This window comes from Corynebacterium sp. HMSC077G07, from assembly GCF_001809225.1.
In the GTDB taxonomy this organism is placed as follows: domain Bacteria; phylum Actinomycetota; class Actinomycetes; order Mycobacteriales; family Mycobacteriaceae; genus Corynebacterium; species Corynebacterium jeikeium_D.
Genome location: NZ_KV796524.1, coordinates 26,129 through 49,722, shown reverse-complemented (window position 1 = coordinate 49,722; position 23,594 = coordinate 26,129). Strand labels below are relative to the sequence as shown.

18 protein-coding genes are annotated in these 23,594 nt (G+C 56.0%); 6 read left to right on the top strand and 12 right to left on the bottom strand.

Annotated elements, in window-relative coordinates:
- Nucleotides 1–2 precede the first annotated feature (2 nt).
- From HMPREF2562_RS02090 to lexA, 3 genes are all read right to left on the bottom strand, one after another.
- On the bottom strand, nucleotides 3–974 hold the full coding sequence (locus HMPREF2562_RS02090) for a 1-phosphofructokinase family hexose kinase (protein WP_016422627.1): 972 nt from the start codon (nucleotides 972–974) through the stop codon (nucleotides 3–5).
- Complete coding sequence (locus tag HMPREF2562_RS02085; protein WP_016422628.1) at nucleotides 971–1,750, bottom strand: DeoR/GlpR family DNA-binding transcription regulator; 780 nt, start codon at nucleotides 1,748–1,750, stop codon at nucleotides 971–973. The genes HMPREF2562_RS02090 and HMPREF2562_RS02085 overlap by 4 nt, the downstream gene beginning before the upstream one ends.
- A gap of 93 nt (nucleotides 1,751–1,843) precedes the next feature.
- The gene (gene lexA, locus HMPREF2562_RS02080; protein WP_016422629.1) at nucleotides 1,844–2,545 is read right to left on the bottom strand and encodes a transcriptional repressor LexA; all 702 of its coding nucleotides are present in this window, start codon (nucleotides 2,543–2,545) and stop codon (nucleotides 1,844–1,846) included.
- Nucleotides 2,546–3,410: 865 nt separating this feature from the next.
- Between lexA and nrdR the strand changes: the two genes are divergently transcribed.
- Complete coding sequence (gene nrdR / locus HMPREF2562_RS02075) at nucleotides 3,411–3,893, top strand: transcriptional regulator NrdR (RefSeq protein WP_042388651.1); 483 nt, start codon at nucleotides 3,411–3,413, stop codon at nucleotides 3,891–3,893.
- Here nrdR and hrpA read toward each other — a convergent pair.
- The 3 genes from hrpA to HMPREF2562_RS02060 form a co-directional block, all read right to left on the bottom strand.
- Nucleotides 3,890–7,909 carry an ATP-dependent RNA helicase HrpA gene (gene hrpA / locus HMPREF2562_RS02070; RefSeq protein WP_083295684.1) on the bottom strand — a complete coding sequence of 1,340 codons (4,020 nt, stop codon included), beginning with the start codon at nucleotides 7,907–7,909 and terminating at the stop codon, nucleotides 3,890–3,892. The genes nrdR and hrpA overlap by 4 nt on opposite strands.
- A 94-nt stretch (nucleotides 7,910–8,003) precedes the next feature.
- The gene (locus HMPREF2562_RS02065; protein ID WP_016422632.1) at nucleotides 8,004–8,936 is read right to left on the bottom strand and encodes an oxygen-dependent tRNA uridine(34) hydroxylase TrhO; all 933 of its coding nucleotides are present in this window, start codon (nucleotides 8,934–8,936) and stop codon (nucleotides 8,004–8,006) included.
- 61 nt (nucleotides 8,937–8,997) lie between these two features.
- Entirely contained in the window at nucleotides 8,998–10,500 is a 1,503-nt protein-coding gene (locus HMPREF2562_RS02060; protein WP_016422633.1) for a DUF1846 domain-containing protein, read from the bottom strand.
- A gap of 216 nt (nucleotides 10,501–10,716) precedes the next feature.
- On the opposite strand from HMPREF2562_RS02060, the gene HMPREF2562_RS02055 reads away from it, so the two are divergent.
- Both HMPREF2562_RS02055 and HMPREF2562_RS02050 read left to right on the top strand, forming a co-directional pair.
- The gene (locus tag HMPREF2562_RS02055; RefSeq protein ID WP_016422634.1) at nucleotides 10,717–12,819 is read left to right on the top strand and encodes a neutral/alkaline non-lysosomal ceramidase N-terminal domain-containing protein; all 2,103 of its coding nucleotides are present in this window, start codon (nucleotides 10,717–10,719) and stop codon (nucleotides 12,817–12,819) included.
- 142 nt (nucleotides 12,820–12,961) lie between these two features.
- Nucleotides 12,962–14,179 carry a hypothetical protein gene (locus HMPREF2562_RS02050; protein ID WP_016422635.1) on the top strand — a complete coding sequence of 406 codons (1,218 nt, stop codon included), beginning with the start codon at nucleotides 12,962–12,964 and terminating at the stop codon, nucleotides 14,177–14,179.
- A 127-nt stretch (nucleotides 14,180–14,306) separates the two neighbouring features.
- On the opposite strand, the gene HMPREF2562_RS02045 is transcribed toward HMPREF2562_RS02050, so the two are convergent.
- Both HMPREF2562_RS02045 and HMPREF2562_RS02040 read right to left on the bottom strand, forming a co-directional pair.
- Complete coding sequence (locus tag HMPREF2562_RS02045; RefSeq protein WP_016422636.1) at nucleotides 14,307–14,831, bottom strand: alkylhydroperoxidase, AhpD family; 525 nt, start codon at nucleotides 14,829–14,831, stop codon at nucleotides 14,307–14,309.
- A gap of 5 nt (nucleotides 14,832–14,836) precedes the next feature.
- Entirely contained in the window at nucleotides 14,837–15,433 is a 597-nt protein-coding gene (locus HMPREF2562_RS02040; protein WP_016422637.1) for a peroxiredoxin, read from the bottom strand.
- 105 nt (nucleotides 15,434–15,538) lie between these two features.
- Here HMPREF2562_RS02040 and HMPREF2562_RS02035 point away from each other — a divergent pair, with 105 nt between their 5' ends.
- Complete coding sequence (locus HMPREF2562_RS02035; RefSeq protein WP_049193018.1) at nucleotides 15,539–16,471, top strand: hydrogen peroxide-inducible genes activator; 933 nt, start codon at nucleotides 15,539–15,541, stop codon at nucleotides 16,469–16,471.
- Between the two features lie 77 nt (nucleotides 16,472–16,548).
- Here the strand turns inward: HMPREF2562_RS02035 and HMPREF2562_RS02030 are convergent, their stop codons facing one another.
- Both HMPREF2562_RS02030 and HMPREF2562_RS02025 read right to left on the bottom strand, forming a co-directional pair.
- A complete protein-coding gene (locus HMPREF2562_RS02030) occupies nucleotides 16,549–19,068 on the bottom strand; it encodes a DEAD/DEAH box helicase (RefSeq protein WP_101738652.1) in 2,520 nt (839 codons plus the stop codon).
- A gap of 42 nt (nucleotides 19,069–19,110) precedes the next feature.
- Nucleotides 19,111–20,313: a PAC2 family protein gene (locus HMPREF2562_RS02025; protein WP_016422640.1), complete on the bottom strand. Its 1,203-nt coding sequence runs from the start codon at nucleotides 20,311–20,313 to the stop codon at nucleotides 19,111–19,113.
- A 229-nt stretch (nucleotides 20,314–20,542) separates the two neighbouring features.
- Between HMPREF2562_RS02025 and HMPREF2562_RS11020 the strand changes: the two genes are divergently transcribed.
- A complete protein-coding gene (locus HMPREF2562_RS11020; RefSeq protein WP_246819317.1) occupies nucleotides 20,543–21,157 on the top strand; it encodes a DUF4192 domain-containing protein in 615 nt (204 codons plus the stop codon).
- Nucleotides 21,123–21,656, top strand: coding sequence for a DUF4192 family protein (locus tag HMPREF2562_RS11015; protein WP_246819316.1), 534 nt, complete (start codon nucleotides 21,123–21,125; stop codon nucleotides 21,654–21,656). Before HMPREF2562_RS11020 ends, HMPREF2562_RS11015 begins: the two co-directional genes overlap by 35 nt.
- Nucleotides 21,657–21,682: 26 nt before the next feature.
- Here HMPREF2562_RS11015 and galE read toward each other — a convergent pair whose 3' ends face one another.
- Complete coding sequence (gene galE, locus HMPREF2562_RS02015; protein WP_016422642.1) at nucleotides 21,683–22,666, bottom strand: UDP-glucose 4-epimerase GalE; 984 nt, start codon at nucleotides 22,664–22,666, stop codon at nucleotides 21,683–21,685.
- Nucleotides 22,663–23,343, bottom strand: coding sequence for an iron-dependent transcriptional repressor DtxR (locus HMPREF2562_RS02010; RefSeq protein ID WP_016422643.1), 681 nt, complete (start codon nucleotides 23,341–23,343; stop codon nucleotides 22,663–22,665). The genes galE and HMPREF2562_RS02010 overlap by 4 nt, the downstream gene beginning before the upstream one ends.
- Between the last annotated feature and the right edge of the window lie 251 nt (nucleotides 23,344–23,594).

Genomic DNA, 23,594 nt, shown 5'->3' with positions numbered 1-23,594 from the left:
AGCTAAGTGTCGAGCTGCCATAACCGGCCGGCCTCGGGGTGAACCTGTTCTGGATAGGGGATGGTCGTACCGGGAAGGCTGGTTGCCGCCGCCCCATAAGCTACGGCGGTGGTTAGTGCATCTTGGTAGCTATCACCGCGTTCGCGGGACATAACGTAGCCGGCCAAAGCACAGTCTCCAGCACCGACCGTCGACTGAGCGACTATCGAGGGGGAGGTAGCAGCGAAACAACCGCCTGACTTCACTGAAAGCACCGCCCCTGCTTCGCCGAGAGTGGCCAGGACTTCGGAAACGCCAAGCTCGTTCAGCGCACGAGCAGCCTGCGCTACGGGAAGATAGTTCCCTTCGGCTGCAGCGGCCTCAAGTTCTTCGCCGTCCTGATCAATGATTTGACCAAGTTCGTAGGCGTTCGGCTTCATCAAAAAAGGTCGCACCTTTGGAAATGCGCGAACGACCTCAGTCAGTGGGCCGTCGCTCGTATCCATAGCAACACGAATATTCGGGTTGACCGAATACACCGCCTCGGTGCATTGAACGTAAAAATCCCTGGGGACACCAGGGGGCAATGAACCTGCGAAAACTACCCACGTGGCGTGTTTAGCATGGTGGATAAGTTTCTCCAGGACACGCCTACGGTGCGCTTTCGTCAATGTCATGCCAGGGGAATTGAGCTTGGTGGTCGTCCCATCTGGCTCTGCGAGTGTGAGATTAACGCGGGCTTCGTTAGTCGTGTTGATGGCTTCATGGGGTATGCCAGAGACTTCCAACAGGCGCGTGAATTTTCCGGAGTCCGATGCCGGGTAGAGCGCGAGCGTCTTTTCTCCGGCGTAGTGCAACGCCTTGGACACATTAATTCCCTTGCCACCAGCCATGTCCTCAGCCATTGGTAGGCGGAACACGCCACCTCGCTTGAGCTCCGTATCGAGTCGAGCAAGTCGATCGATTGACGGATTTACAGTCAAGGTCAGGATCATGAAGCAACCACAACCTCGACACCTTGCTCCCTGAGATCGTTGACGAACTGTTCCGGGGCAGAGGAATCTGTAATCACGACGTCGATATCTTCCAATGCTGCAAAGCTGACGAGAAAGTCGCGGCCAAGTTTCGTCGAGTCCGCCATAACGATGACCTTGCGCGCATTCGTAATCATCGCGCGCTTTACCGCCGCTTCCTGCGGATCAGCAGTAGAAAGACCGTGGTCAATTGTCAAGGCATTAGAACCAATGAAAGCGACATCGGCACGCATAACCGCGAGAGTGCGGAGTGCCGTATCGCCAGCAACCGCCTGAGTAATGACGCGAACTTGGCCGCCAAGGAGTTGAAGCTCAATGCGGTTCGATCCTGCGAGTGTGATGGCGTTGGGAAGAGAGTTTGTGACAACCGACCAACGGCGGTTATCAGGGGAGTGGACCATCAGCTCTGCAAGAGCCTCGGTGGTAGTTCCAGCATCGAGAAAAATTCCACCACCAGAGTCAGGCAGAAAATCCGCAGCACAGCGGGCAATAGAGAGCTTCGCGTCCTTTTGCGCGTTCTTTCGAGCGGCAACTGAAAACTCAACAGTCTGAAAAGAACGAGTAGCCACAGCGCCACCGTGTACGCGGTGAACTGCGCCCTCTGCATCCAACTGAGCTAGGTCACGGCGAATCGTCTCTGCTGTGACATCGAAAGCTTCCGCAAGATCAGCGACCGTCACGCGCCCTTCGACTGCTGTCAAAGACGCAATCTTCCGGCGGCGTTCCTCTGCGTACATTCCCCGCTCCTTAGCTGTTAAGAAATTTCAGCTTTACTATCTGTTCCCAGTATGCCCGTTTATGTCTGTTTCGGGCAACGAAAATGTGGGAAATTAGAGGCTGCGTAGGACGCTGACAATCTTGCCGAGGATTTTGGCGTGCTCCGCGGGGAGTGGGTCAAAGGCGCGATTATGGGGCATGAGCCACTTGCCAGCAGCGTCTTCGTGCCATTCCTTGACTGTTGCTTCATCTTCAAACAGGGCTGCAACGAAATCTCCCTGTTCGACCACGTCTTGGGAACGGACTACCACCCAGTCTCCGTCGAGAATGCCCGCGTCAACCATGGAATCACCCACGACCTTGAGTAGGTATAGCTGACCAGAGCCCGTAATCTCCATCGGAAGTGCCATGTGACTTTCCACATGCTGCTCCGCCAAAATAGGGTTGCCAGCCGCAATCTGTCCAACGATAGGAACGAAGATTGGCTCTGGCATGTCCTCTGGCATCTCGGGAGTTTGGGTGGTGCCAGTAGCCTTTGGCCCAGGCTTTACCGGAGTGAAAGTGCCAGCGGAGGACTTCGAATCCCTTACGTTTACCGCGCGGGGTTTGTGTGGGTCGCGGCGGAGAAAGCCCTTCTTCTCCAACTCCTTGAGTTGGTATGCCACCGACGAGGTGGAATTCAAGCCCACAGCATCCCCAATTTCTCGAATGCTCGGTGGGTATCCGCGAAGTACGACGGCATCCGAAATGACGTCAAGAATCCGACGCTGCCGATCGGTGAGTGTTTTAGGGTTCGCTTTCTTCTTTTGAGCCATGGAACATCCCTTCTCAAACTCTTTCGAATGAATCATAACTCAAAACTGTTCGAATCGTCGAGCATCGAACACTGTGCGCCCTTGAATTCTTTAGAAAACGTGTACATTATCCGTGCTCGGAGGCGGTGATGATGTCGAAAATCGAAAATAAATCCGGATAGCAGTAGACAATATTCGAACATGGTGTTATAAATCGAACATGACAAGTTACTCGAACAGTCGTTTGATGAAAGGGTCTAGACGGATTCTCCGCATCCGCCCTTGGACATAGTCTCCACAGCGTCGGGAAACGGTCGTACAACTCTTATTCTCTCCAGGCCGGCAACGGTGGGAGAGTCAACGTTGGAAAGGGAGAAAACATGATGTCTACGGTTTCAACCGCACTTGGTGTTAGCAGCACATCTGATATTGACTTTTCTCAAGTTTCCGAGCTCCCTGCTCGGACGACACGGAAAGCCCCGTTGGTGTGGGGTGAACGTAGTGCGTCTTGCACACAGCACATCGTTCGGCCCGGTCAGCGTGCACGTATTGCACAGCGCAATCGAAATGGGGCTTCATCGGCGCGAATGCGGAGGGACAGGTCGCGGCCCAGTCATGTCTCGGTCAACTACGGGCGTCCGTCTCTATCCGTTAGCAGGGCGCAGCAGTCCAATCGTAGTGATGTATCCGCAGGCACTAACCTGACTCGCCTGATGGCGGTATGGGCTCTAGGGCTTGGTGCTTTCTTCGGAGTTTTCGGCAGCATGGTCTTTGAACAGGGACAAAGTGAGGCGGTCGAAAGCACCTTTACGTCTACGTACGCTTCCTACTCCGCGCAATAATCATTCCAGTTTCCGGTGTTGGGGTGGGACGTAGACTGGAGACCGTGTATTGCCAGTTTTGTCATCATGATCAGACACGAGTCTTGGACTCACGGTTGATAGATAACGGTATGGGGATTCGTCGCCGAAGGGAATGCCTGAATTGCGGCAAACGTTTTTCTACGATTGAACGCTCGCAGCTGATGGTCGTTAAACGGGATGGAATCCCTGAGGAATTCAACCGTGAAAAGGTCATCCAGGGTGTTCGACGTGCGTGCCAGGGGCGCGAAGTATCAGAGTCTCAGCTGAAGAAACTTGCACAAAAAGTGGAGGAGAGCCTCCGCGAGAAAGGCACGCCCCGGGTGGACTCAAACGATATCGGCCTTGCCATCCTTGAGCCGCTCAAAGAACTGGACGAAGTTGGCTATCTCCGCTTCGCTTCGGTGTACAAGTCCTTTTCCTCCGCGGACGATTTCGCGCAAGAGATTGCCAGCATGCGCAAGGGGAAAGGACCGCAGGCTAATGGCAACGAGGTTAAAAAGAACTAACGCAGTTTATCCACACGTTTCTTTATTCGAGTCAGGGATACGCTCTGGGCGGTACCCAGCCGTTGTGCGAAAAGGCTGACGCGCAGCTCTTGAATGAGCCACTGAATATCCCGTACCTCCGCGGAATTCGAACGTGCCTTAGGCAGCTGCTGAAGCTTTGCCGCCAAGTATTCGCGGGCCTCAGTCACCTCATCTTCACGTTCGGCATCACGGTCCGGGTTACGGTTCATTTCCTCAAGCCGAATCTCCATCGCTTGGAGATAACGTGGCAAATGTCGTAGGTGCTGCCAACCGTGCCTTGCCACAGCGCCCTTAGGGAACATGAACTCCAGCTGGCGACGCATATCGTCAATAGCATCGCCTTCCCACTTGTTTAGCTGATTTACCACCGAGACATAACGAGGCATTGCCTGGGCAACGCCGACGACCAATTGGCGCACCTCTGAGGCGACTCCAGAACGAACGTGTTCGAGTAGTTTGTCGAATTCCTTCGGATCGCGGACCGGGCCGCCGGCAGCCATCATACGGTCGCGAATCACTGCGACACGGCAGTCCTCGACAAGCCCATCGGCGCCCCCATGTGGCCATGCGTCCACGCCAACACGTTGCTGGAGTGGAAGCCCCTTAGTCATTTGTGCACCATTTACTGGGCAATCCCGCAATAGCATTGTCAAGTTTGTGGTCGCCAACGTCGCCTCAGCCTGAGCCTTAGTTGGTTTGACCTCAATGGCCACGCCATCCTTGGTGGTCACCAGCGTCGGATACATCGTGACGGACTGACCGTCGACATTACTTTTGACCGTTAATGAGACGGCGCCCAAGTTCTCTGAAGTCCACTTTTTCACAGCTTCGCGTGCTGCAGACTTCGAACGTTTCGACACAGCAGTTGAGACCGTCGAGGCATGCTTGTCTCGAAGCGCAGCAAGATCTCGGCTCTGATCGACGATCTTTCCATGGCGGTCGACCACTGCGTAGTTAAAGCGCAAGTGTGCTGGCAGCTTCGAAGGGGCAAAGTCTGCACCATTGATGCCCGAGCCTCCGAGTCGTCGTAAAGCATCGGCAAAAACATCGACGAAGCGGCCTGAGTACGGAGTCATCGTCTCCAGCGCGCGGCGTGCGAAATCCGGGGCGGGGACAACGGACTTCCGCAGTGCCTTCGGCAGAGTGCGAATGTAGGCTTCCGCGAGCTCAGCGCGAAGACCTGGTACCTGCCAGTCGAAGCCATCTTCACGCAGACCTGCAAGAAGAGGCACGGGGACACGGAGAGTCACACCGTCATCAGGGGCGCCCGGTTCGAATTTATAGGACAGAGAGAAATCGACCGAGCCCTGCTGCCACATTTCGGGGAAGGCGTTGTCGTCGATGTCGCCGGCTTCGGGGTTGAGCAGCTTATTGGGATCAAAGTCCAGTAGATTTGGCTGCTTGGGCTTAGTTTTCTTCCACCAGCGGTCAAAATTGGTGGCCGTGGTGATAGAGGCGGGCAGCTTGGAGTCGTAGAACGCGTAGAGCACGTCGTCATCGACGACAATGCCGCGGGAACGCTGCTTTTCCTCGATCTTCTCGGCTTCGGCAAGTTTGTCTTGATTGTTCTTAAAGAACTCGTGATGTGTGTTCCATTCGCCGTCGACAAGCGCAGAGCGAATGAAGATCGAGCGGGCGGCGTCGGCATTGACTCGGTGATAAGGCATCAAACGGTCAACCACCACGGGCACGCCGTAGAGCGTCGACTTCTGGTAAGCCATCGCTGCACCGCGCTTAGTAGACCAGTGAGGCTTTGAGTACTGGTGCTTGAGCAGATGAGGGGCTACCTTCTCTAGCCACTGCGGCTGAATCGTGCCGACGTTGCGCGCAAAAGTGCGCGAGGTCTCGACGATTTCCGCAGCCATCACCCAGCGAGGCGGCTTCTTTGCCAACGCGGACGAGGGGTGAATGAGGAACTTAGTGTTGCGGGTGCCAGTAAATTCCTTGCCCTCGCCCTCGCGCGTACCAATCATCGATAACAGACCCGGTAACAGTGACTTTGCCACCTCGTCGGGATTGTCGACACCGTTGGTTGAGCTGCGGGCCGAAAGATGCCAGCCCAGCTCGGCCGTTGCCTGGTGGAGCTGACGCACCAAGTCCTGCCACTCGCGAACGCGCAGATAGTGGAGGTACTCGCGCTTGCACATCTTGCGGAATTGGTTACCGCTAAGCTCGCGACGCTTTTCCTCCAGGTACTCCCAGAGCTTCAGTAGGGAGTTGAAGTCGCTGGTGGTGTCCTTAAAACGGGCATGTAGCTGATCTGCCTGAGCTTGGAACTCCAGTGGACGTTCGCGAACATCCTGCAGAGACAAAGCGGCGACAATGACGGTTACCGCCCCAAGAGTGGTGTTCTCGTACCCTTCGACCAGCATGCGGGCAAGACGCGGGTCGACTGGGATACGGGCAATTTGTCGGCCGATGTCCGTCAGCTCGGGGGCATCAGACCCCGACGTGGTGGTAATAGCCTGAAGCTCTGTGAGCAGGTTAATGCCATCGCGGATTGCTTTGTGCTCTGGTGGCTGGACAAAGGGGAAGTCCTCAATCGCGCCAAGCCGCAGTGAAATCATTTGCAGTACAACCGAAGCGAGATTGGTGCGCAGAATCTCCGGATCCGTAAACTCGGGGCGCGAGAGAAAATCCTCTTCGCTGTAGAGACGAATCGCCACACCATCAGCTACACGGCCACAGCGTCCAGAGCGCTGATTCGCGGATGCCTGGCTGATGTCCTCAACTGGCAGGCGCTGCACCTTCGTGCGGGTGGAGTAGCGGGAAATGCGTGCGGTACCAGTATCGACGACATACTCGATACCAGGGACCGTCAGCGACGTTTCCGCAATGTTGGTCGCCAGCACAATGCGACGCCCGGAATGCGGAGTGAAGATCCGATGCTGCTCTGCATTAGATAGCCGACCGAATAGTGGAACGGCTTCTACACCTTTCCAGTGTTTGCCCTCGATGGCTTCGGCAGCTTCTCGGATCTCTCGCTCACCCGAAAAGAACACCAGGATATCGCCGTCGCCAAGCCGCATCAGCTCTTCACACGCAGCGATTACACCATCGATCTGCTCGATGGCGACTTCCTTTTCCTGCCCATTCTTCGCAACAACGGTCCGCACCAGCGGGCGATAGCGGATTTCCACCGGGTAGGTGCGCCCCGACACCTCGATGATGGGCGCAGGGTGCTCGTCGTCAGGCGCGAAATGACGAGCGAACCGTTCCGGATCAATCGTCGCGGAAGTGATAATGATTTTCAGATCTGGACGCTGCGGCAGAATATGCTTTAAATATCCCAGCAGGAAGTCGATGTTGAGGCTGCGCTCGTGCGCCTCATCGATGATGATGGTGTCGTACTCGCGTAGCAGTCGGTCGCGGCCAATTTCGGCCAGCAGGATACCGTCGGTCATCAGTTTGATGCAGGTATCCTTGCTCACGCGATCATCAAAACGCACTGCATAGCCGACGTGCTGTCCAATCTTTTCGCCCAGCTCATGAGCGATGCGCTCCGCGACGGAACGCGCCGCAATACGACGTGGCTGAGTGTGACCAATCTTGCCCCGCACGCCGCGTCCCAGTTCGAGGCATATCTTCGGGATCTGCGTAGTCTTACCAGAGCCAGTCTCACCAGCAATAATGACGACCTGGTTGTTTTCAATTGCCTCTGCAATGTCGTCGCGGCGCGCGGACACCGGCAACTGGGCAGGGTAGGTGATGCGAGGAATCGCTTTACGACGATCTTCTAACCGCTCCAGCGCAAAGTCGAGGTCTGCAGAGATTGCAGACAGCGCCTTCGGCGCGGATGCTCGCTTTAGCCGGCGTCGGAAGGACTGAGCCTCCCGAATCGGCAATTGATCAGCGAGCTGGTAGAGCTCCTTTTTACGCGTGTCCTTAGCAGGTTTGCCAGAGCGCTGTGGCCTGGCGGAATTGCGGTGGCCGGAGTGGTGGTTTCCCGACTGGGCACGTGGAGCTGGTTTATCAGAACGGCTAGGAGTACTCATGGTTGCCTACTAGATTAGCCGCGTCTGGGGAGACAACCCACATCTGTGCTGATTAAGAGGTGCTCGAGATAGTCCGATGGCAGCAGGGAGCGTCCTACTTTGCGGCTGCTAGCTCTTCGGCAACTTCCTTGCAGTCCTCGCGCCCACAGTGCTGTGTCTCGGTGTGCTCCCAGCAATCATCGCAAATAAGCACCTGACGACGGCAGGTATCTTCGTTGATGCAGTTCTGGAAGGTGTTTGTGGGCTTGCCGCAGTGGACGCAGTGCCCGAGCTGTACGTAGTCCTCGTCTTCGATGCCATCGCCAAACTCCATATGCATGCGCTTGTCGAAGACATATAGGGAGCCTTCCCACAGCCCCTTATTGCCAAACTTTTCGCCGTAGCGCACAATACCGCCGTCGATTTGGTAGACCTCTTCGAAACCGCGGTTCTTCATAAGTGCGGAGAGGATCTCGCAGCGGATGCCGCCGGTGCAGTAGGAGATAACCGGCTTGTCCTTCATCCAGTCGTACTTACCGGATTCCAGTTCGTCGATGAAGTCGTGCGTGGTCTTTACGTCCGGGACGACAGCGTTTTTAAACTTGCCAATCTCGGCTTCCATTGCGTTGCGGCCATCGAAGAAGATGACATCGTCGCCGCGTTCCTCGACCAGTTTATTGACCTCTTCCGGCTTCAAATGTGTGCCGCCGCCAATGACACCATCGACATCGACTTTCAGCTCACCCGGAGCACCGAAAGCGACGATTTCGTCGCGAACCCTGACGGAGAGTTTTGGAAAGTCATCAGCGCCGCCTTCGCTCCACTTGAACTGCATGGAGTGAAAAGCGGGGTACTGCTTGGTTTTCTTGATGTACTTCTTGCAGGCATCGAGATCACCGCCGACGGTGCCATTGATGCCGTGCTCGGACACCAGAATGCGGCCCTTGAGCCCTAACGACTCGCAAAGATCGCGCTGCCATAGCATGATGGCACGCGGATCGGACAGTGGGGCGAACTGGTAGTACAGAAGAATCTTGCTGATGCTCACGGGGACTATTCTAGTCTGCTCTCTCAGTTATCCTATTTTCGGCGTGAGCTGCTGGTATGGCTTAGTGCTTCTGATAGAGAGCCTTCTTCTGGTACTTAGGCTCCGAAGTCACTAGCACACCGAGGTTGCGGAAAATTGTTTCGTCCACGCTGCCCAGAATGGTGGTGGTGTGGACATCGCAGTTTCGAAGGTTCTTCAGCTCGGCGAGGGCTGCGCGGGCATCGTCGCTGGTGGCCGCCGACACGGAAAGGGCGATAAGAACCTCGTCGGTATGTAAGCGGGGGTTGCGGCTGCCCAGGTGATGCGTCTTAAGCGTTTGAATTGGCTCAATGGCAGCTGGGGAGAGCAAGTGCAAGTCCGGGTCGATATTGGCGAGCTTCTTGAGAGCGTTGAGGAGCATTGCTGCTGAGCATCCGAGTAGTTCAGAAGTCTTGCCCGTGATGATTGTGCCGTCGTGCAATTCGATTGCGCTACCCGGTGCCCCGGTAGATTTCTCAACTTCAAGTGCTGGTGCGACGACTCGGCGGGCGGCTGTCGACACGTTGGCCTTGCTCATAATCATGGCAATGCGCTGTGAGACTTCGTCGTCTGCGCTGTTCTTGTGTTCGTCGACAAGAGCCTTGTAGTAACGGCGAACGATTTCCTGGTTGGATGCCTCTCGGCACACTTCGTCATCGTCGATACAGTAACCGGCCATATTGACGCCCATGTCGGTCGGTGACTTGTACGGCGACTCGCCCGCGAGCTTCTCCAACAGAGTGCGCAGCAGTGGGAAGACCTCGACATCACGGTTATAGCTGGTGACCTTGGTGTCATAGGCGGCCAAATGAAAAGGGTCGATGAGATTGATGTCATCGAGATCAGCTGTTGCCGCCTCGTAGGCCAGATTTACCGGGTGTTCGAGTGCCAGGTTCCAGATAGGGAAGGTCTCAAACTTTGCGTAACCGGAACGAATTCCGTGTTTGTGATCGTGATAAATCTGCGATAGACAGGTCGCCAGCTTTCCAGAGCCCGGGCCCGGCGCTGTAACAACGACCAAGTCCCGCGACGTTTGCGCCCATTCATTCAGCCCGAAGCCGGCTTCACTGACAATTTTCTCCGTGTTTGTCGGGTAGCCCTCGATATTGCGATGGCGGATTACGCTCAATCCGAGTCGCTGCAGGCGCTCAATGAAGTTCTTTGCCAGGGTGTTGTCGTCGGAAAGCTGCGTGACGACGACGCTGTCGACTAGAAACCCGCGTTCACGAAAGACATCGACGAGGCGCAGCACATCGTCTTCGTAAGTGATGTCGAGGTCAGCGCGGACCTTGTGGCGCTCCAAATCCTTGGCATTGATGCACACCATGATTTCCAGATCGTCTTTGAGGCGATCGAGCATAGCGATTTTATTGTCAGGCGTGAAGCCGGGGAGCACGCGCGAGGCATGCATGTCATCAAATAGCTTGCCGCCCATTTCGAGATAGAGCTTGCCGCCTTCACCTGCGATGTCTGCGCGCCGCTTCTTAATATGAGCGGATTGCATTTCGATGTACTTTTCGCGGTTAAAACCGACAGCCTGAGCCATGGTGCCCTTTCTGAAGTTGTGTCTGCGAGGAGCGCGCTAAAGCTTGCGAAATTCTACTGTGTCCATGGTAGTGATACTGCCTTGCGAATGTCGTATCGGTTACTGCTGTCGCGGGGGGAATTTTGGGAACTTTGGCTTATTAGGCCACGCGTAGGGGATTGTCTGATTAAAGTCCAACATATTGATATTCAAAAAGAAATATGAAGAGGATGTGACATGCTCGATCCCCAGATGGCATCATCGTCGAATTCGGCAGAACCAACCGCACGCGCCCCGTACCAAGTGGGCAGGCGAGGCTTCCTCGTCGGAGCAACTGCCGTGTCAGCTGCGAGTATGATGCCTGCCGTAAATGGTGCATCAAAGGCAAACGCCGCTCCTGCAAACGGGGCTTCTGCCGCCGCGGGGAATTCGACCACCACTTTGAATGTCGGTCGAGGAATGGCTGACATGACAGGCGAGCCACTCGGCGCTGGCATGAACGGGTATGCGGTCATGGACCAGACCACCTCGGGTCTGCGTCTTCGCCAGATGGCGCGTGCATTCATCTTCGGTGATGACAACGACAACCGTGTCGTCCACGTCACCGCAGATATGGGGCTCATGTTCCAGTCCATCCAGATGGAAGTTCTGCGGCGACTGCGAGCTCTCTTCGGAGACCTCTACCACGAGGGCAACGTGCTTATCTGCGCATCTCATACGCATGTCGCGCCGGGTGGTACATCGGGCCATCTTATGGTCGACCTGACTACTCTCGGTTTCCGTCCCGTCACTTTCGAAGCTGTGGTCGTCGGTGTGGTCAAGGCTATTGAACGTGCACACGCTGATTACCAGCCGTCGACTATCCACCTGACCAAGGGGATTGCCAAGGATGCGGGTGTTAACCGCTCCCTGGAGGCATTCAGGCGTAACCCCGAGGAAGAACAGCGTCTTTTCCCCGACGGAGTCAACCCGGAAAGCCATACACTGCACGTGAGTCGCGGTGGTCGCGAAGTCGGATTCATTAACTGGTATGGAATTCATCCGACCACCTTCGGCCCCGAGCACACCATCATCGACGGCGACAACAAGGGCTATGCAGCATGGAAGGTTGAGGTCGACCGCGGGGTTACCCACCGTGAGCCGGCCGATGCCCCCTTTGTCGCCGCATTTACCATGTCGTGCCCGGGTGACATCAGCCCGAACATGGGGCTCGTGCCAAATTCGGGTCCCGGCAACGGAGACGAAGCAGAGTCCGCCCGCATTCTCGGTCAGCGTCAGATTGACGCTACCCAGGGTCAGACCATTGCACTGCCAGGAGGCGGAATCTCTACCGTCCACAAGTGGGTCAACCTCGGCGATGTCGACATTGACGGCCAATTCACGCCCGACGGCCAGCCGCACCGCACTGGACCTGCAATCCTCGGTGCGGCCTTCGCAGCCAGTAGCCAGGAGGACGGCGGCGGCGAACCAGCCCTAGGTTTCAACGAGGGCCAGCGTGGAGGCACACCGTGGGTACGTCAGCTCAATAACGTCGTACTCCCGAAAAATATCGGGGAGATTCAGGGCGAGAAAGAATGCCTGCTGCCAGTGGGCTACATCGATGGTCTTCTCCAGCAGACCCACATGTTCTCCATCACCCGCATCGGTGGCTTCACCTTGATTACCAACGGCCTTGAACCCACCACGATGTCGGGTTACCGCATGCGTCAGCACGTCGCCGATGTCCTCGGCGTTCCAATCGACACTGTCATCTGCCAGGGCTACACCAACAGCTATGGACACTACGTCGTTACCCCAGAGGAATACGATCAGCAGGACTACGAGGGCGGCGCAACGGCTTTCGGCAAGTACACGCTCAGTGCGATGATCTCCATCTATCACGATCTCGCCCACGCGCTTGCCGACGGCATGGCTGTCGACCCGGGCAGTGCTGCAGGTGATCTCACTGGCATCATCCCGCCGTCGCCAGCAGGAGGAAAGACTATCGATTCCGTACCAATGGGCAAGAATTTTGGTGACGTGCTCGAATCGACTGCAAGCGTCACGGTAGGGCAGCAGGCCGTTGCCCAATTCGTCGCGGCAAATCCGAATAACGACTTGCGACTGGAAGACGGCTACCTACTCATCAAGAATGACCGCGGTGAGATCGTTTCTGACGACTGGGACCAGGCAACTGTCATTGAATTTGCCAAGGACGGTAATTACACCACCGCCAAGGTCACTTGGGAGACCGGAGGAGTCGCGCCGGGCAAGTATGACATCATCGTGCGTGGTAGCGCGTTGGGTGCCGGTGATTCGCTGAACGAGTTCGAGGGAGTCGCCGCGGTGGAGCTCGTGTAAGAACGTCCAATTAAATACGTCCATGCGCACAATGTGACTTATACTTCGGCCTTTAAAAACTCATCAAGGGCTTGTCTCACGTATAGTCCGTTGTGCGCGTTATTTGTATGTATCCGTCAATTTGGCAGGAGCAATTTGCTTCATGAATACCTCAAACGATCCATATAGCAACAACGATTCTTACGGTGACGGCAGCCGGGACAATGAGTCCAATAACTATGACTCCCAGAGTCACGGTTTTCCCAACAATGGTTCGCAGGACTACAACCCTTACGGGTTCGATTCGGACGCACAACATGGCCCGCGTGGACCAGAGGATTCGCCACAGTGGAATCAGACTTACGGCCGTGAACAGGCTTATGGCGAAATTCCTTCTTATGGAACTGGCGAGTCGCGCGATAGTTACGGCGGGCAACCCTATGGTGCGGACTCGAGCTACTGGCAGCACCAGTCCAGCGGGGCTTCTGCAGCCGGTGCACTTGCTCCCGGAGTCAACATGCCAGGTGGCGATGAGCCGCCGGTGAAGCCTGTGGCACAGGGGCCGACGAAGGTCGACATTGGAAGTGCCTTTTCCGCGGCGTTTCGTAGTCTAAACAGCAATTTTGCTTCCTGGCTTGGCATCATGCTGACGTTCTTCGCCGTACTAGTCGCACTGATTGTTGGCGCAGCGGCAATTCTCTTTGCGACTGGTGACTTCGATCCGGACTTTGAGCCGAACTATCCAGGCGATGTTCCGTTTGAGGATCTAGGGTCAATGTTCGCGACTCTCGGCGCGATGGCACTCCTATTTGCCGTGGGCATGTTCGCGATGCAGGCATTTATGCTGCGCGGTGCATTCGAAGCTGTCGACGGCCGAGTGCCGAGCTACGGTACTTTCTTCCGTGTAAACCGGTGGGGATCTCTTATCGGTGCCTACATTGTCACGTTCCTGGTGGGGCTGCTCGCCATGCTTCCGGGGATGGTGCTCTTCATCGCTGGAGTATCCCTGTCTGCCAACGGCAGTGAAGCTGCAGCTGCGATGATTCCCATCGGCTACCTGTTGGTACTTGTGCTGTCCATCTTCATCATGCCAATCACAGCGACTATGCCGCTTCTTGTTTTTGATGGTCGAGCAACAGCACTTGAGGCTCCGGTCGTCGCATGGCGCTTGGTGAAGCCTCAGTATTGGACGATGCTCGTTGCATTCATTCTGACGTCAATTGTTTCTTCCGCAGGTGCAATGCTCTTCTATATCGGTATGTTGTACACAGTCCCGCTTGCTCTCCTCGTGCAAGTACATATCTACCGTCAGCTCATCGGTGGCCGTCGAGTAGTTAATGAAGCCCAGGAGAATCCGGGTTATTACCCGCCACAGCAGTAGCCAAAAACGTACAAGAAAAAGCGCCCAAGGAACCGATAAAAATTGGTTCCTCGGGCGCTATTTCGTCAGCAGGTAATCCTGCGGGGGAGCGTTCGGCTATCAAAAGCCGAACCTAAGCTCTGAATATTTAGCGGGTAGCCTCAGCGAAGACAGCCTGTGCAACACCAGAGACGGTGCCTGCAATCTTCACAGCTTCCCAGACCTGCTCCTTGGTCAGACCAGCATCGCGGACGACCTTTGCGTGAGAAGTCACGCAAGCTTCACAGCCGTTGATGGCAGAAACTGCCAGAGACCACAGCTCGAAGTCTTCCTTCTCGACACCCGGATTGGAGATGATGTTCATGCGCAGGCCGAACTTGACCTGTGCGTAGTCATCACCGAGCATGTGGCGAGTGCGGTAAGCAACGTTGTTCATGCCCATAACGGTGGCCGCACCAAGCGCAGATTCGAAAGCCTCGTCAGACAGGTGCTCCTTGGCTTCCTCAGCGATCTCGGAGAAAACGGTCTCGTTGCGGGTGGCAGCAGCGGATGCAAGCAGGGTACCCCACAGCTGCTGCTCGGAGAGTTCCGTAGAACGGGTGAGAGTGCCAAGGTTCAGCTTCATGTCCTTGGCGTACTCCGGTAGACCGGAACGAAGGTTATCGATGCTCATATGAGTTACTTCAGCTCCTGCTTCAGAACGTCCATCTTGTCGATGTTCTTGGTCGGGTCATTCTTCTGCCAGTTACATGCGCAGACCTCTTCAGACTGAAGAGCGTCGAGAACACGCAGAACCTCGTCAACGTTACGACCGACAGCGTCCGGGGTAACGGAAACGAACTGAATGATGCCGTCCGGGTCAATGATGAAGGTTGCGCGGTCTGCAACACCGTCAGCGTTCTCGACGCCGAGTGCACGCATCAGGTCATGGCGGATGTCGGAGAACATCGGGAACGGGATGTCCAGCAGTTCCTCGTGGGTTGCACGCCAGTTGAAGTGGGAGAACTCGTTGTCGCCAGAGCCACCGAGAATAACGGTGTCACGGTCCTCGAATTCCTCATTCAGCTTGCCGAATGCAGCAATCTCAGTCGGGCAGACAAAGGTGAAGTCCTTCGGGTAGAAGAAGACGACCTTCCACTTACCCTCGTAGGACTCATTGGTTACCTGCTCGAAGTAGTCATCCGGAGAAGAAGCGTTTGCATCACGCAGGTTGCCGCCCTTCAGAGCGGTCAGAGAAAACTCGGGGAACTTGTCGCCAACAGTCAAAATTGCCATGGAATCCTCCTGAATGTATTCCTTTTGGGGTCACACACCATTATGCCTATGGATTCCCGAACCGTCAAGAGGAAAAAGTTAATAAGCTCGTGTAGGCTTATAGGTATGCGTAATAGAGATTATCGGCCCACTTTGCCTCAGTTACGTGCCTTTGTCGCGATTGCCGATACCGGTCACTTCGGTCAAGCCGCTGCCCGCCTCGGCATTTCACAGCCCAGCCTGTCACAAGCGCTTTCCACCCTTGAGCAGGGACTGGGGGTGCAGCTTGTAGAGCGTTCGACTCGCCGAGTGCTGGTGACGCCACTCGGTCGCGGTCTGATTCCATATGCCCGCCAAGCATCTGAAATTGTTGACGAGATCGTTGCTCGCGCCTCTGGCCGTACAGATGATTTGTCCGGACCACTATCCATTGGTGTTATCCCTACGGTTGCTCCATACGTGCTGCCCAACTTCCTCCAGTTGGTTCGTGACGAGCTGCCAGATCTAAAGCCTAGGATCGTCGAAGAGCCGACCGAGCGCCTCATCGAATCACTTCGCTCCGGCACCATTGATGCAGCCATCATGGCACTGCCGTCCGATGTGCCTTCCTTTGAAGAGATCTACCTCTACGACGAAGAGTTCTACATCGTCGTGCCAGAGGATCATCCGCTGGCAGGTAAGGAAGAGGTAAAGCTTGAGGCAATCAGAGACTTGGACTTGCTTCTGCTTGACGACGGTCATTGCCTGCGCGACCAAGTGTTGGATATTTGTCGCAAGGTCGATGCTGTTCACGGCGAGACCTCCAGCTTGGAAACACGGGCGGCTTCTCTATCGACCGTCGTGCAGTGTGTTGCCGGTGGGTTGGGGCAGTCGCTTGTACCGGAATCGGCTGTCAAGATTGAGGCCGACCGTCCCGGCCTGGCTGTTGCGCGATTCGAAGGTCCGGCACGGCCGGGACGCACCATTGGGCTGGTTCACCGCGCATCATCGGTACGCGGCGGCGAGTTCAATCGAATTGCTGAACTGGTACGGCAGGCCTACATAGACGCTGTTGCCTAAAGCTCTCTTGGCGCATGCCGCAGTAGCGTATGAAATAAGCAAAACCGGGCTGGTAGTTCCAGCCCGGTTTTTCGCGTTTATCCCTGAATAATTCGCAGCGATGCCAACCTGACCTCGCCGTATTCATCAGATGCAGCCAAGTCAACGCCCGCTTCAAAGCGCCAGCCGTGGTCGCCCTCAGGGTCATCGAGTATCTGGATCACATGCCATAGGCCCTCACCAGCCTTGCGGTCAATCGAAATCATATCGCCGCCGCGAGCCTTTGCATCGATCCCTAGGTCATCGTATTCATCGAAGTAGTCATCCATCGCGGCAGGCCAATCTGGCGCATCGTCGAGGTAGTTGTCCAGGTCGGCCAGCTCCTCCTCCTTTTCAAAGGCAAAGAGCTGCACGTGGCGAAACATGAGATTGCGCACCATACGGGTAAATGCACGTTCGTTGCCTGTAAGGGGCCGCGACTCGTCGGTGCCAAAAGCCGCTTCCTTGAGAGTTTCCTCGTCCAATGGCTTGTCCGGATCGGCCATCTGCGCCCATTCATCCACCAGGGAGTTATCCACCTGCACAACGAGCTCGCCGAGCCATTCCACAATGTCCCGGAGTTCCTCGTTAGCGGCTTCCGGAGGGAGAGTGTGTCGCAAAGTGCGCCAGGCATCGGTGAGGTAGCGCAGGAAAATACCTTCAGAGCGGGCAATTCCATACTCAGATACCACGTCCGAGAAAGTCATGGCCTTTTCCACCATCTCGCGCACCACAGACTTGGGCGACAGCGAAAACTCACGCACCCACGGGTGACCTTGAGCATAGGTGTCGAATGCGCCCTCCAGCTCGTCGGCAAGCGGCATCGGCCATGTGATGTCTTCGACGATGTTCATACGTTCGGTGTAATCAACACCCTCGGCCTTGAGCGCGGCGATTTCTTCACCGCGTGCCTTTTTCTGCTGCGCGATGAGCAGTGGGCGAGGGTCTTCCAGAATTGACTCAAACACACTGATGACATCGAGTGCGTAGTTCGGGCTGTCCTTATCCAACAGTTCGAGCGCGGCGATGGCGAAAGGCGACAGCGGCTGATTGAGCGCGAAGTCACGCTGCAGCTCCATTGTCAGCTCGGGGCGGCAGTCATCGCCCTCGCCATGCATGACGACGATTCCCGCGTTGACCAAACCGCGGTAGAGCTCAATTGCGGTCAGAATAGCCTCATTTTGCTGGTGGCGGGTGTCGTGATTGGTGCGCAGCAGATGACGCATGTGTTCGTAGGTATCGCCACCACGTGCAATGACGTTGAGCAACATACCGTTGGTAACTGCAAAGCGGCTGGTCAGCGGCTCCGGTGGCTGAGAAACGATTTTGTCGAAGGTCTTCTCCGACCATGTCACTTCGCCCTTGGGAACGGACTTCAGCCGCAACTTCTTCAGTTTGGCCTCATCCTGGCCGGCACGGCGCCGCAGCTTGGCGTTTTCGATTTCGTGTTCAGGTGCTTCGACAACTACGGTGCCCTCGGTGTCGTAGCCAGCACGGCCGGCGCGTCCAGCGATCTGGTGGAACTCGCGTGACTTGAGAATACGGCTACGACGGCCATCGAACTTGGCCAAACCGGTAATCAGCACCGTGCGAATAGGCACGTTAATGCCGACGCCGAGGGTATCCGTGCCACAGATGACCTTCAGCAGACCAGTCTGAGAGAGACGCTCAACCAAACGACGGTACTTCGGCAGCATTCCCGCATGGTGGACGCCAATGCCCTGGCGCACCAACTTGGAAAGAACTCGACCAAAGGCCGTGGTAAACCGGAAATCGCCAATCTCTTCGCGAATCCGCTCCTTCTCCTCCTTCGTCAGCAGCTTCAGACCGGTCAGTGCCTGAGCCTGTTCAGCTGCTTGGCGCTGGGAGAAAAAGACGATGTAGATTGGGGCTTTGCCGGATTCCAGCAACTCCGCCAGCGTGTCATGAACTGGTGTGTAGACATAGTGGAAATCCAGCGGTACCGGGCGCGTCGTACCTGTAACGAGGTTGACGTCGAGTCCCGTGCGTTCCTTCAAATCCGTCTCAAACTTTTGAGTATCGCCGAGAGTGGCGGACATCAACAGGAATTGGCAACGGGAAAGCTCGAGCAAGGGCACTTGCCATGCCCACCCGCGATCGGGATCCGCATAGAAGTGGAATTCATCCATTACCACCTGGTCAATATCGGCGTCGGCCCCGTCGCGCAGGGCGATATTGGCGACAATTTCCGCAGTTGCGCAGATGATGGGTGCACCACCGTTGACGGTGGCATCGCCGGTCATCATACCGACGTTCTCAGCGCCAAAGACCTCGCAGAGGGCAAAGAACTTCTCGCTGACCAAGGCCTTAATAGGCGCTGTGTAAAAGCTGCGCTGGCCACGAGCGAGGGCGCAGAAGTGGGCAGCAATAGCCACCATGGACTTGCCCGAACCTGTCGGAGTGGCAAGGATGACGTGGTCGCCACCAGCGAGACCAATAGCGGCCTCCTCCTGGGCCGGGTAGAGCGTGATGCCCTGATCCCTGGTCCAGGCAATGAACGAGTCCATAATCGCATCGTCGAAAAGGGACTCTGGAACCTCAGCTAGGTCGGGAAGCATTTCAGATAGTGACACGCTTCCCACCCTAGCGGTAACCCCGGATTAGAAGCGGAACCAGGGCTTCCAGCCGCGCCGACGGCGAGGTTGTTCCGGTTCACCGGATTCTTCGCTTTCCGCCTGCTCTTCCCGAGGCTGTTCTGACTCAGGCTGTTCGGCAGTGCCGTCTGCAGAAAACTCCGCAGACCTATCATCCGCCGAGGCCGACTCGGATTCTTCCGAGTGTGCGTCAGTGTCCTCTGATGTAGTTGCCGAGGAATCCGAGCTGGCCGGGGTCTCCGCCTCGTCGTCAAGCGAGGAAGAATCCTCTACTGGGCGCAGCGGTTGAGAAGCGAGGAACCTTTCGAACTCAGCGCCAATCTCGTCGGCCGAAGGCATCTCGCCGTTAGGTCCAAGCAGGGGAGAAGTCTCCAGCTCTTGACGACGTTGAACTTCCTGGTCGTACTGTTCCTCGAGAAGATTGACCAGCTGAGAGACCTCGCCGGAATCATTCGTCTGCGTATTGAGCAGCTCCGCCACCCGCGCGGATTCCTTCTCCAACGCCTCAAGCGGGAGCTCGAGCTTGGCTAGTTTTGCTACCTCCTGCAACAGCCGCAGTGACGCCAGCGGATACTCAGAGGCCGCGACATAGTGTGGCACCTGTGCGGTGAAACCAAAGGCATCACAACCGCGGCTTGCGAGCTCGTACTCAATGTTCAGGCTCGCAGCACCCGGAACTGTGACGCGGTTTCCCCAGGTATGCATATCACCGAGTTTCCGCTTATCTGTGCCATGGGCGATGATGCCCAGTGGTCGGGTGTGCGGAACCGTCATCGGAGCCGAGTACAGCGACACAGTCCGACCGACATCGTAGCGCTCCGCCAACTCTGCAACGGCAGTCGAGAAAGCCTCCCACCGCATGTCTGGCTCAGGGCCAGAAAGCAGCAAGAACGGCTTACCGACGTTGTCGCGAACCACATTGAGTGACAGGTTCAAATCGGATACATCCACAATCTGGTCGTGGTTCATCGTCACAGAGGGACGGCGAGAACGATAATCAATCAGCTCGTCGATAGAAAAGTTCACCAATGGACGGTGCTCGAGAGCATCCAAGAGGAAACTAGCTGATTCCGAGACGGCATTACCGGCATCCGCATAACCGCTAAGTGCAATGACCAGGGTCAGATGGCCCTCGCTTCCCGTTACGTCAGGAACCGGAAAAACTACCTCGTACATATTGCCCTGAGGCTTGTCGGTCGGATCACTCACGTACGACTACCTCCTGCATCACATTTTTCGTCATTTGAAGTAAACAACCACGATACCGCAGAAACTATTCCAGTTATCCACAAGTAGAAAGTAGTCCACAGATGGGCCGATTTTTCCGGTCGCGCACAAGCAAGGCTGTTGCGGATTCGATAACAATGAGAGCCACCAGATGGCGAGAGGATTGTCCGCTGTCGAGCTATTCCAATGGGGGAAAAGGGGTAAGGAATTAATGGGAAACAAACAGAACTTCGGTGCAGGACAAAAGCCTGAAATTGAGCCGAGTGTTTTTCTGACGAACCTGCCGGGAATCGTTGGATTCTATCCGCGGGGGCAGGTAGTGATTGCGGCGTTGTATCGTCAGCAGGTCGAAGATCTCATCGATGGCAAGGTCGAGTTTGATCCGACAGCGCATGCTGGCCCGATGCTGATTAAGGATGTGGCCTCGATGGAGAACAATCCTGACTTGGTGCGGGCAGCCGCGGACTTCCTGCTCGATGAAGGATGCACTCACGCAGATGTGTTTATCATCGACGAATCCTGGGGGATTGAAAAGGACTCCACACCTATTACAGGCTGGCTGCGAGAAGGCGGCCTGCATGAGGTGCGTTTGGCGGGCGTTGCCACTATTGCTGCGGGGGAAGTTGTCACGGACGAGCAGGGAGAGATCGTCGGCATTGTCGGTGACAGTCTGATGACCGACAATGCAAATCTAATCTCTCGGCAGGGAGAGCAGATTTTCAAAAACTATGAGGAGTACCGCAGCTATTTTCGAGGTGGCCAATTCCGCGACAGTAAAGACAGGGCTCTGATTGAACCGCCTCCGGGAACGAGCGACAGCCGTTGAGCAGCCTAGGAAGCTCAAAATTGGTTCGGACAATCCCGCGCTCATCGAGCATTTCGACATGCTAAAAGCCGCCGTGGAAAACGTGGCCGATGGTGTGATGGATGCACATGAGGCGGTTCGCGATGAAACCGCGGGATATGCCATTGCTGCAGCACTGACCAACGTCACCTTGCGCGATATGTCCATGATTTTCATTACTACGCAGTTGGCGCAATCAATGGGAGAAATCTGGCGCGAGGCCGCAATCGTCCACCGCGGCAGCCTGCGTGCTAACGCTTTAGCGTGTTTTGCCATCGCAAAGTTCGCGGCTGGGCTGGAGAACTATGCGCAAACAGCTCTCGATGAGGCAGCGGGGGAGCAACCGAATCATTCACTGACTCAGTTGCTGGAAATTGCGGTCGCCAATCAAATTGTGCCGAGGTGCGTTGGCACAATTCTTGGTGCGGCACAAGAGGTGCTGCGCAGGGTATACAAGGTGAAAATGCCGCGTATTGATTAGCGACCCTGCAAGCTGTGCTGCAGTACCTAGCGGTGCGCCGAGTGGGCTCGGTCGCCGAGGTTCTTGGTGTACTCCCATGCATCGGCGACGATGGTTTCCAGCTCCGTATGATTGGGCTTCCATCCGAGCTCGTCCATGGCGCGCTGAGAAGAGGCAATAAGGGTTGCCGGATCACCGGCTCTACGCGGTGCATCCTCAGCAGGAATCGGGTGACCGGTGACCTTACGGCAGGTCTCAATAACCTGGCGAACCGAAAAGCCGTCGCCAGAACCGAGGTTGAAGATACGGTGGGTTCCCGGCGTGTTGGACTCCAGTGCCAAGACGTGCGCATCGGCGAGGTCTTTGATGTGGATGTAGTCACGAACCGCGGTGCCGTCCGGAGTCGGCCAGTCATTGCCAAAGACCATAATCTTGTCGCGGTGACCGAGCGCAACCTGCAGTACCAGGGGGATGAGGTGAGTTTCCACCTCACGGTTTTCGCCAAAACCGCCCCAGGCACCCGCCACATTGAAGTAACGCAAGCTGGTAGCGCCGATGTTGTATGCCTTGGCGTAAGACGAGATGGCGTAGTCCATGGCCAGCTTGGTGGCACCGTAAGGGTTGGTCGGTGCGGTTGGCATGTCTTCGGTAATTGGTGTCTTCTCTGGCTCACCGTAGGTTGCAGCTGTCGAAGAGAACACCAGGTTATTCGTACCGGTATCACGCATTGCGTCGAGTAGCTTCAGGGTTTGGCCCACATTGTTGTGCCAGTAGTCGGAAGGAACCTCAACAGACTCGCCAACAAGCGATTTCGCAGCGAAATGAACGACGCCGTCGAAGCTGTCGGAGGACAGAACCTCGTAGGCCTTGTCCGCCACATCGCCTTCGACTAGGGTCGCGCCCTCTGGCACCGCATCACGGTTGCCAACAGAGAAGTTGTCCAGAATGGTGACGTCGTGGCCAAGAGAAATCAATACTGCCGAGCACACGCTACCGACGTAGCCGGCACCACCAGTGACGAGGAGTTTCATTTGATAATCACCATGATTGCGTGAGACAGAGTATCCGGAATGTCAAGAGAATGATCACCACGGGCGAGAGTCACGCGGCCGGCGGCAACCTCGGCAAGTGCCTCAGTACCCGGCATAATTCCAGCCTTGTGGAGACGCTTCATGTAGCTCTGCTCGACCTGCAGGATTTCGTTAATCTGGACGATCTCAACGGTGTACTCGCCGGGGTTTAGATCGGACAGTCGGCGAACGTTCTCTAACGACTCTGGTGACTGAGTCCCACCGAGGTCTCCCAAACCGGGAATCGGATTGCCGAATGGGGAGCGTGTGTAAGAGTCAAGCACGTCGAGAAGTTTGCGCTCGACCTCGTCACTCATTACGTGCTCCCAGCGGCAGGCTTCGTCGTGAACCTTGTCCCATTCGAGGCCAATGACATCCGTAAGTAGGCGCTCAGCTAGGCGGTGCTTACGCATGACAGCCGTGGCCAGCCTGCGGCCCTCGTCGGAAAGCTGCAAGCTGCGATCTGGGGCAACTACGAGAAGGCCATCGCGCTCCATGCGCGCAACGGTTTGGCTAACGGTCGGCCCCGACTGCTCAAGGCGTTCGGCAATGCGAGCACGCAAAGGAATGATGCCCTCTTCTTCGAGTTCGAAAATCGTACGTAAGTACATTTCCGTGGTGTCAACCAAATCCCTCACGGTTTTCCTCCGATAACACAGTCTTAAAAGTTTTCACTCAAGTATTAGGATAACCACACTTGCGCAAGAAAGATGTTAGGGCTCGCAAATCTAGTGGCTTTGGTGCTGATTAGGCAGCGAAAAGCTTGGTTCGGTGGGCGCTGCTGAGACGGAAGGGAGCGTACGCGATGTCGAAAGTTCGACGTGCAGACGAAAACGCCGACCGCCAGTGTGGATGAAACTCCGGCACGGGGTCGGCATTGAAGTCCAGC

Coding starts and splice junctions, on each gene's coding strand:
- HMPREF2562_RS02090 (WP_016422627.1), bottom strand. CDS start 974: ATGATCCTGACCTTGACTGTAAATCCGTCAATCGATCGACTTGCTCGA.
- HMPREF2562_RS02085 (WP_016422628.1), bottom strand. CDS start 1,750: ATGTACGCAGAGGAACGCCGCCGGAAGATTGCGTCTTTGACAGCAGTC.
- lexA (WP_016422629.1), bottom strand. CDS start 2,545: ATGGCTCAAAAGAAGAAAGCGAACCCTAAAACACTCACCGATCGGCAG.
- hrpA (WP_083295684.1), bottom strand. CDS start 7,909: ATGAGTACTCCTAGCCGTTCTGATAAACCAGCTCCACGTGCCCAGTCG.
- HMPREF2562_RS02060 (WP_016422633.1), bottom strand. CDS start 10,500: ATGGCTCAGGCTGTCGGTTTTAACCGCGAAAAGTACATCGAAATGCAA.
- HMPREF2562_RS02055 (WP_016422634.1), top strand. CDS start 10,717: ATGCTCGATCCCCAGATGGCATCATCGTCGAATTCGGCAGAACCAACC.
- HMPREF2562_RS02050 (WP_016422635.1), top strand. CDS start 12,962: ATGAATACCTCAAACGATCCATATAGCAACAACGATTCTTACGGTGAC.
- HMPREF2562_RS02045 (WP_016422636.1), bottom strand. CDS start 14,831: ATGAGCATCGATAACCTTCGTTCCGGTCTACCGGAGTACGCCAAGGAC.
- HMPREF2562_RS02040 (WP_016422637.1), bottom strand. CDS start 15,433: ATGGCAATTTTGACTGTTGGCGACAAGTTCCCCGAGTTTTCTCTGACC.
- HMPREF2562_RS02035 (WP_049193018.1), top strand. CDS start 15,539: ATGCGTAATAGAGATTATCGGCCCACTTTGCCTCAGTTACGTGCCTTT.
- HMPREF2562_RS02030 (WP_101738652.1), bottom strand. CDS start 19,068: ATGCTTCCCGACCTAGCTGAGGTTCCAGAGTCCCTTTTCGACGATGCG.
- HMPREF2562_RS11020 (WP_246819317.1), top strand. CDS start 20,543: ATGGGAAACAAACAGAACTTCGGTGCAGGACAAAAGCCTGAAATTGAG.
- galE (WP_016422642.1), bottom strand. CDS start 22,666: ATGAAACTCCTCGTCACTGGTGGTGCCGGCTACGTCGGTAGCGTGTGC.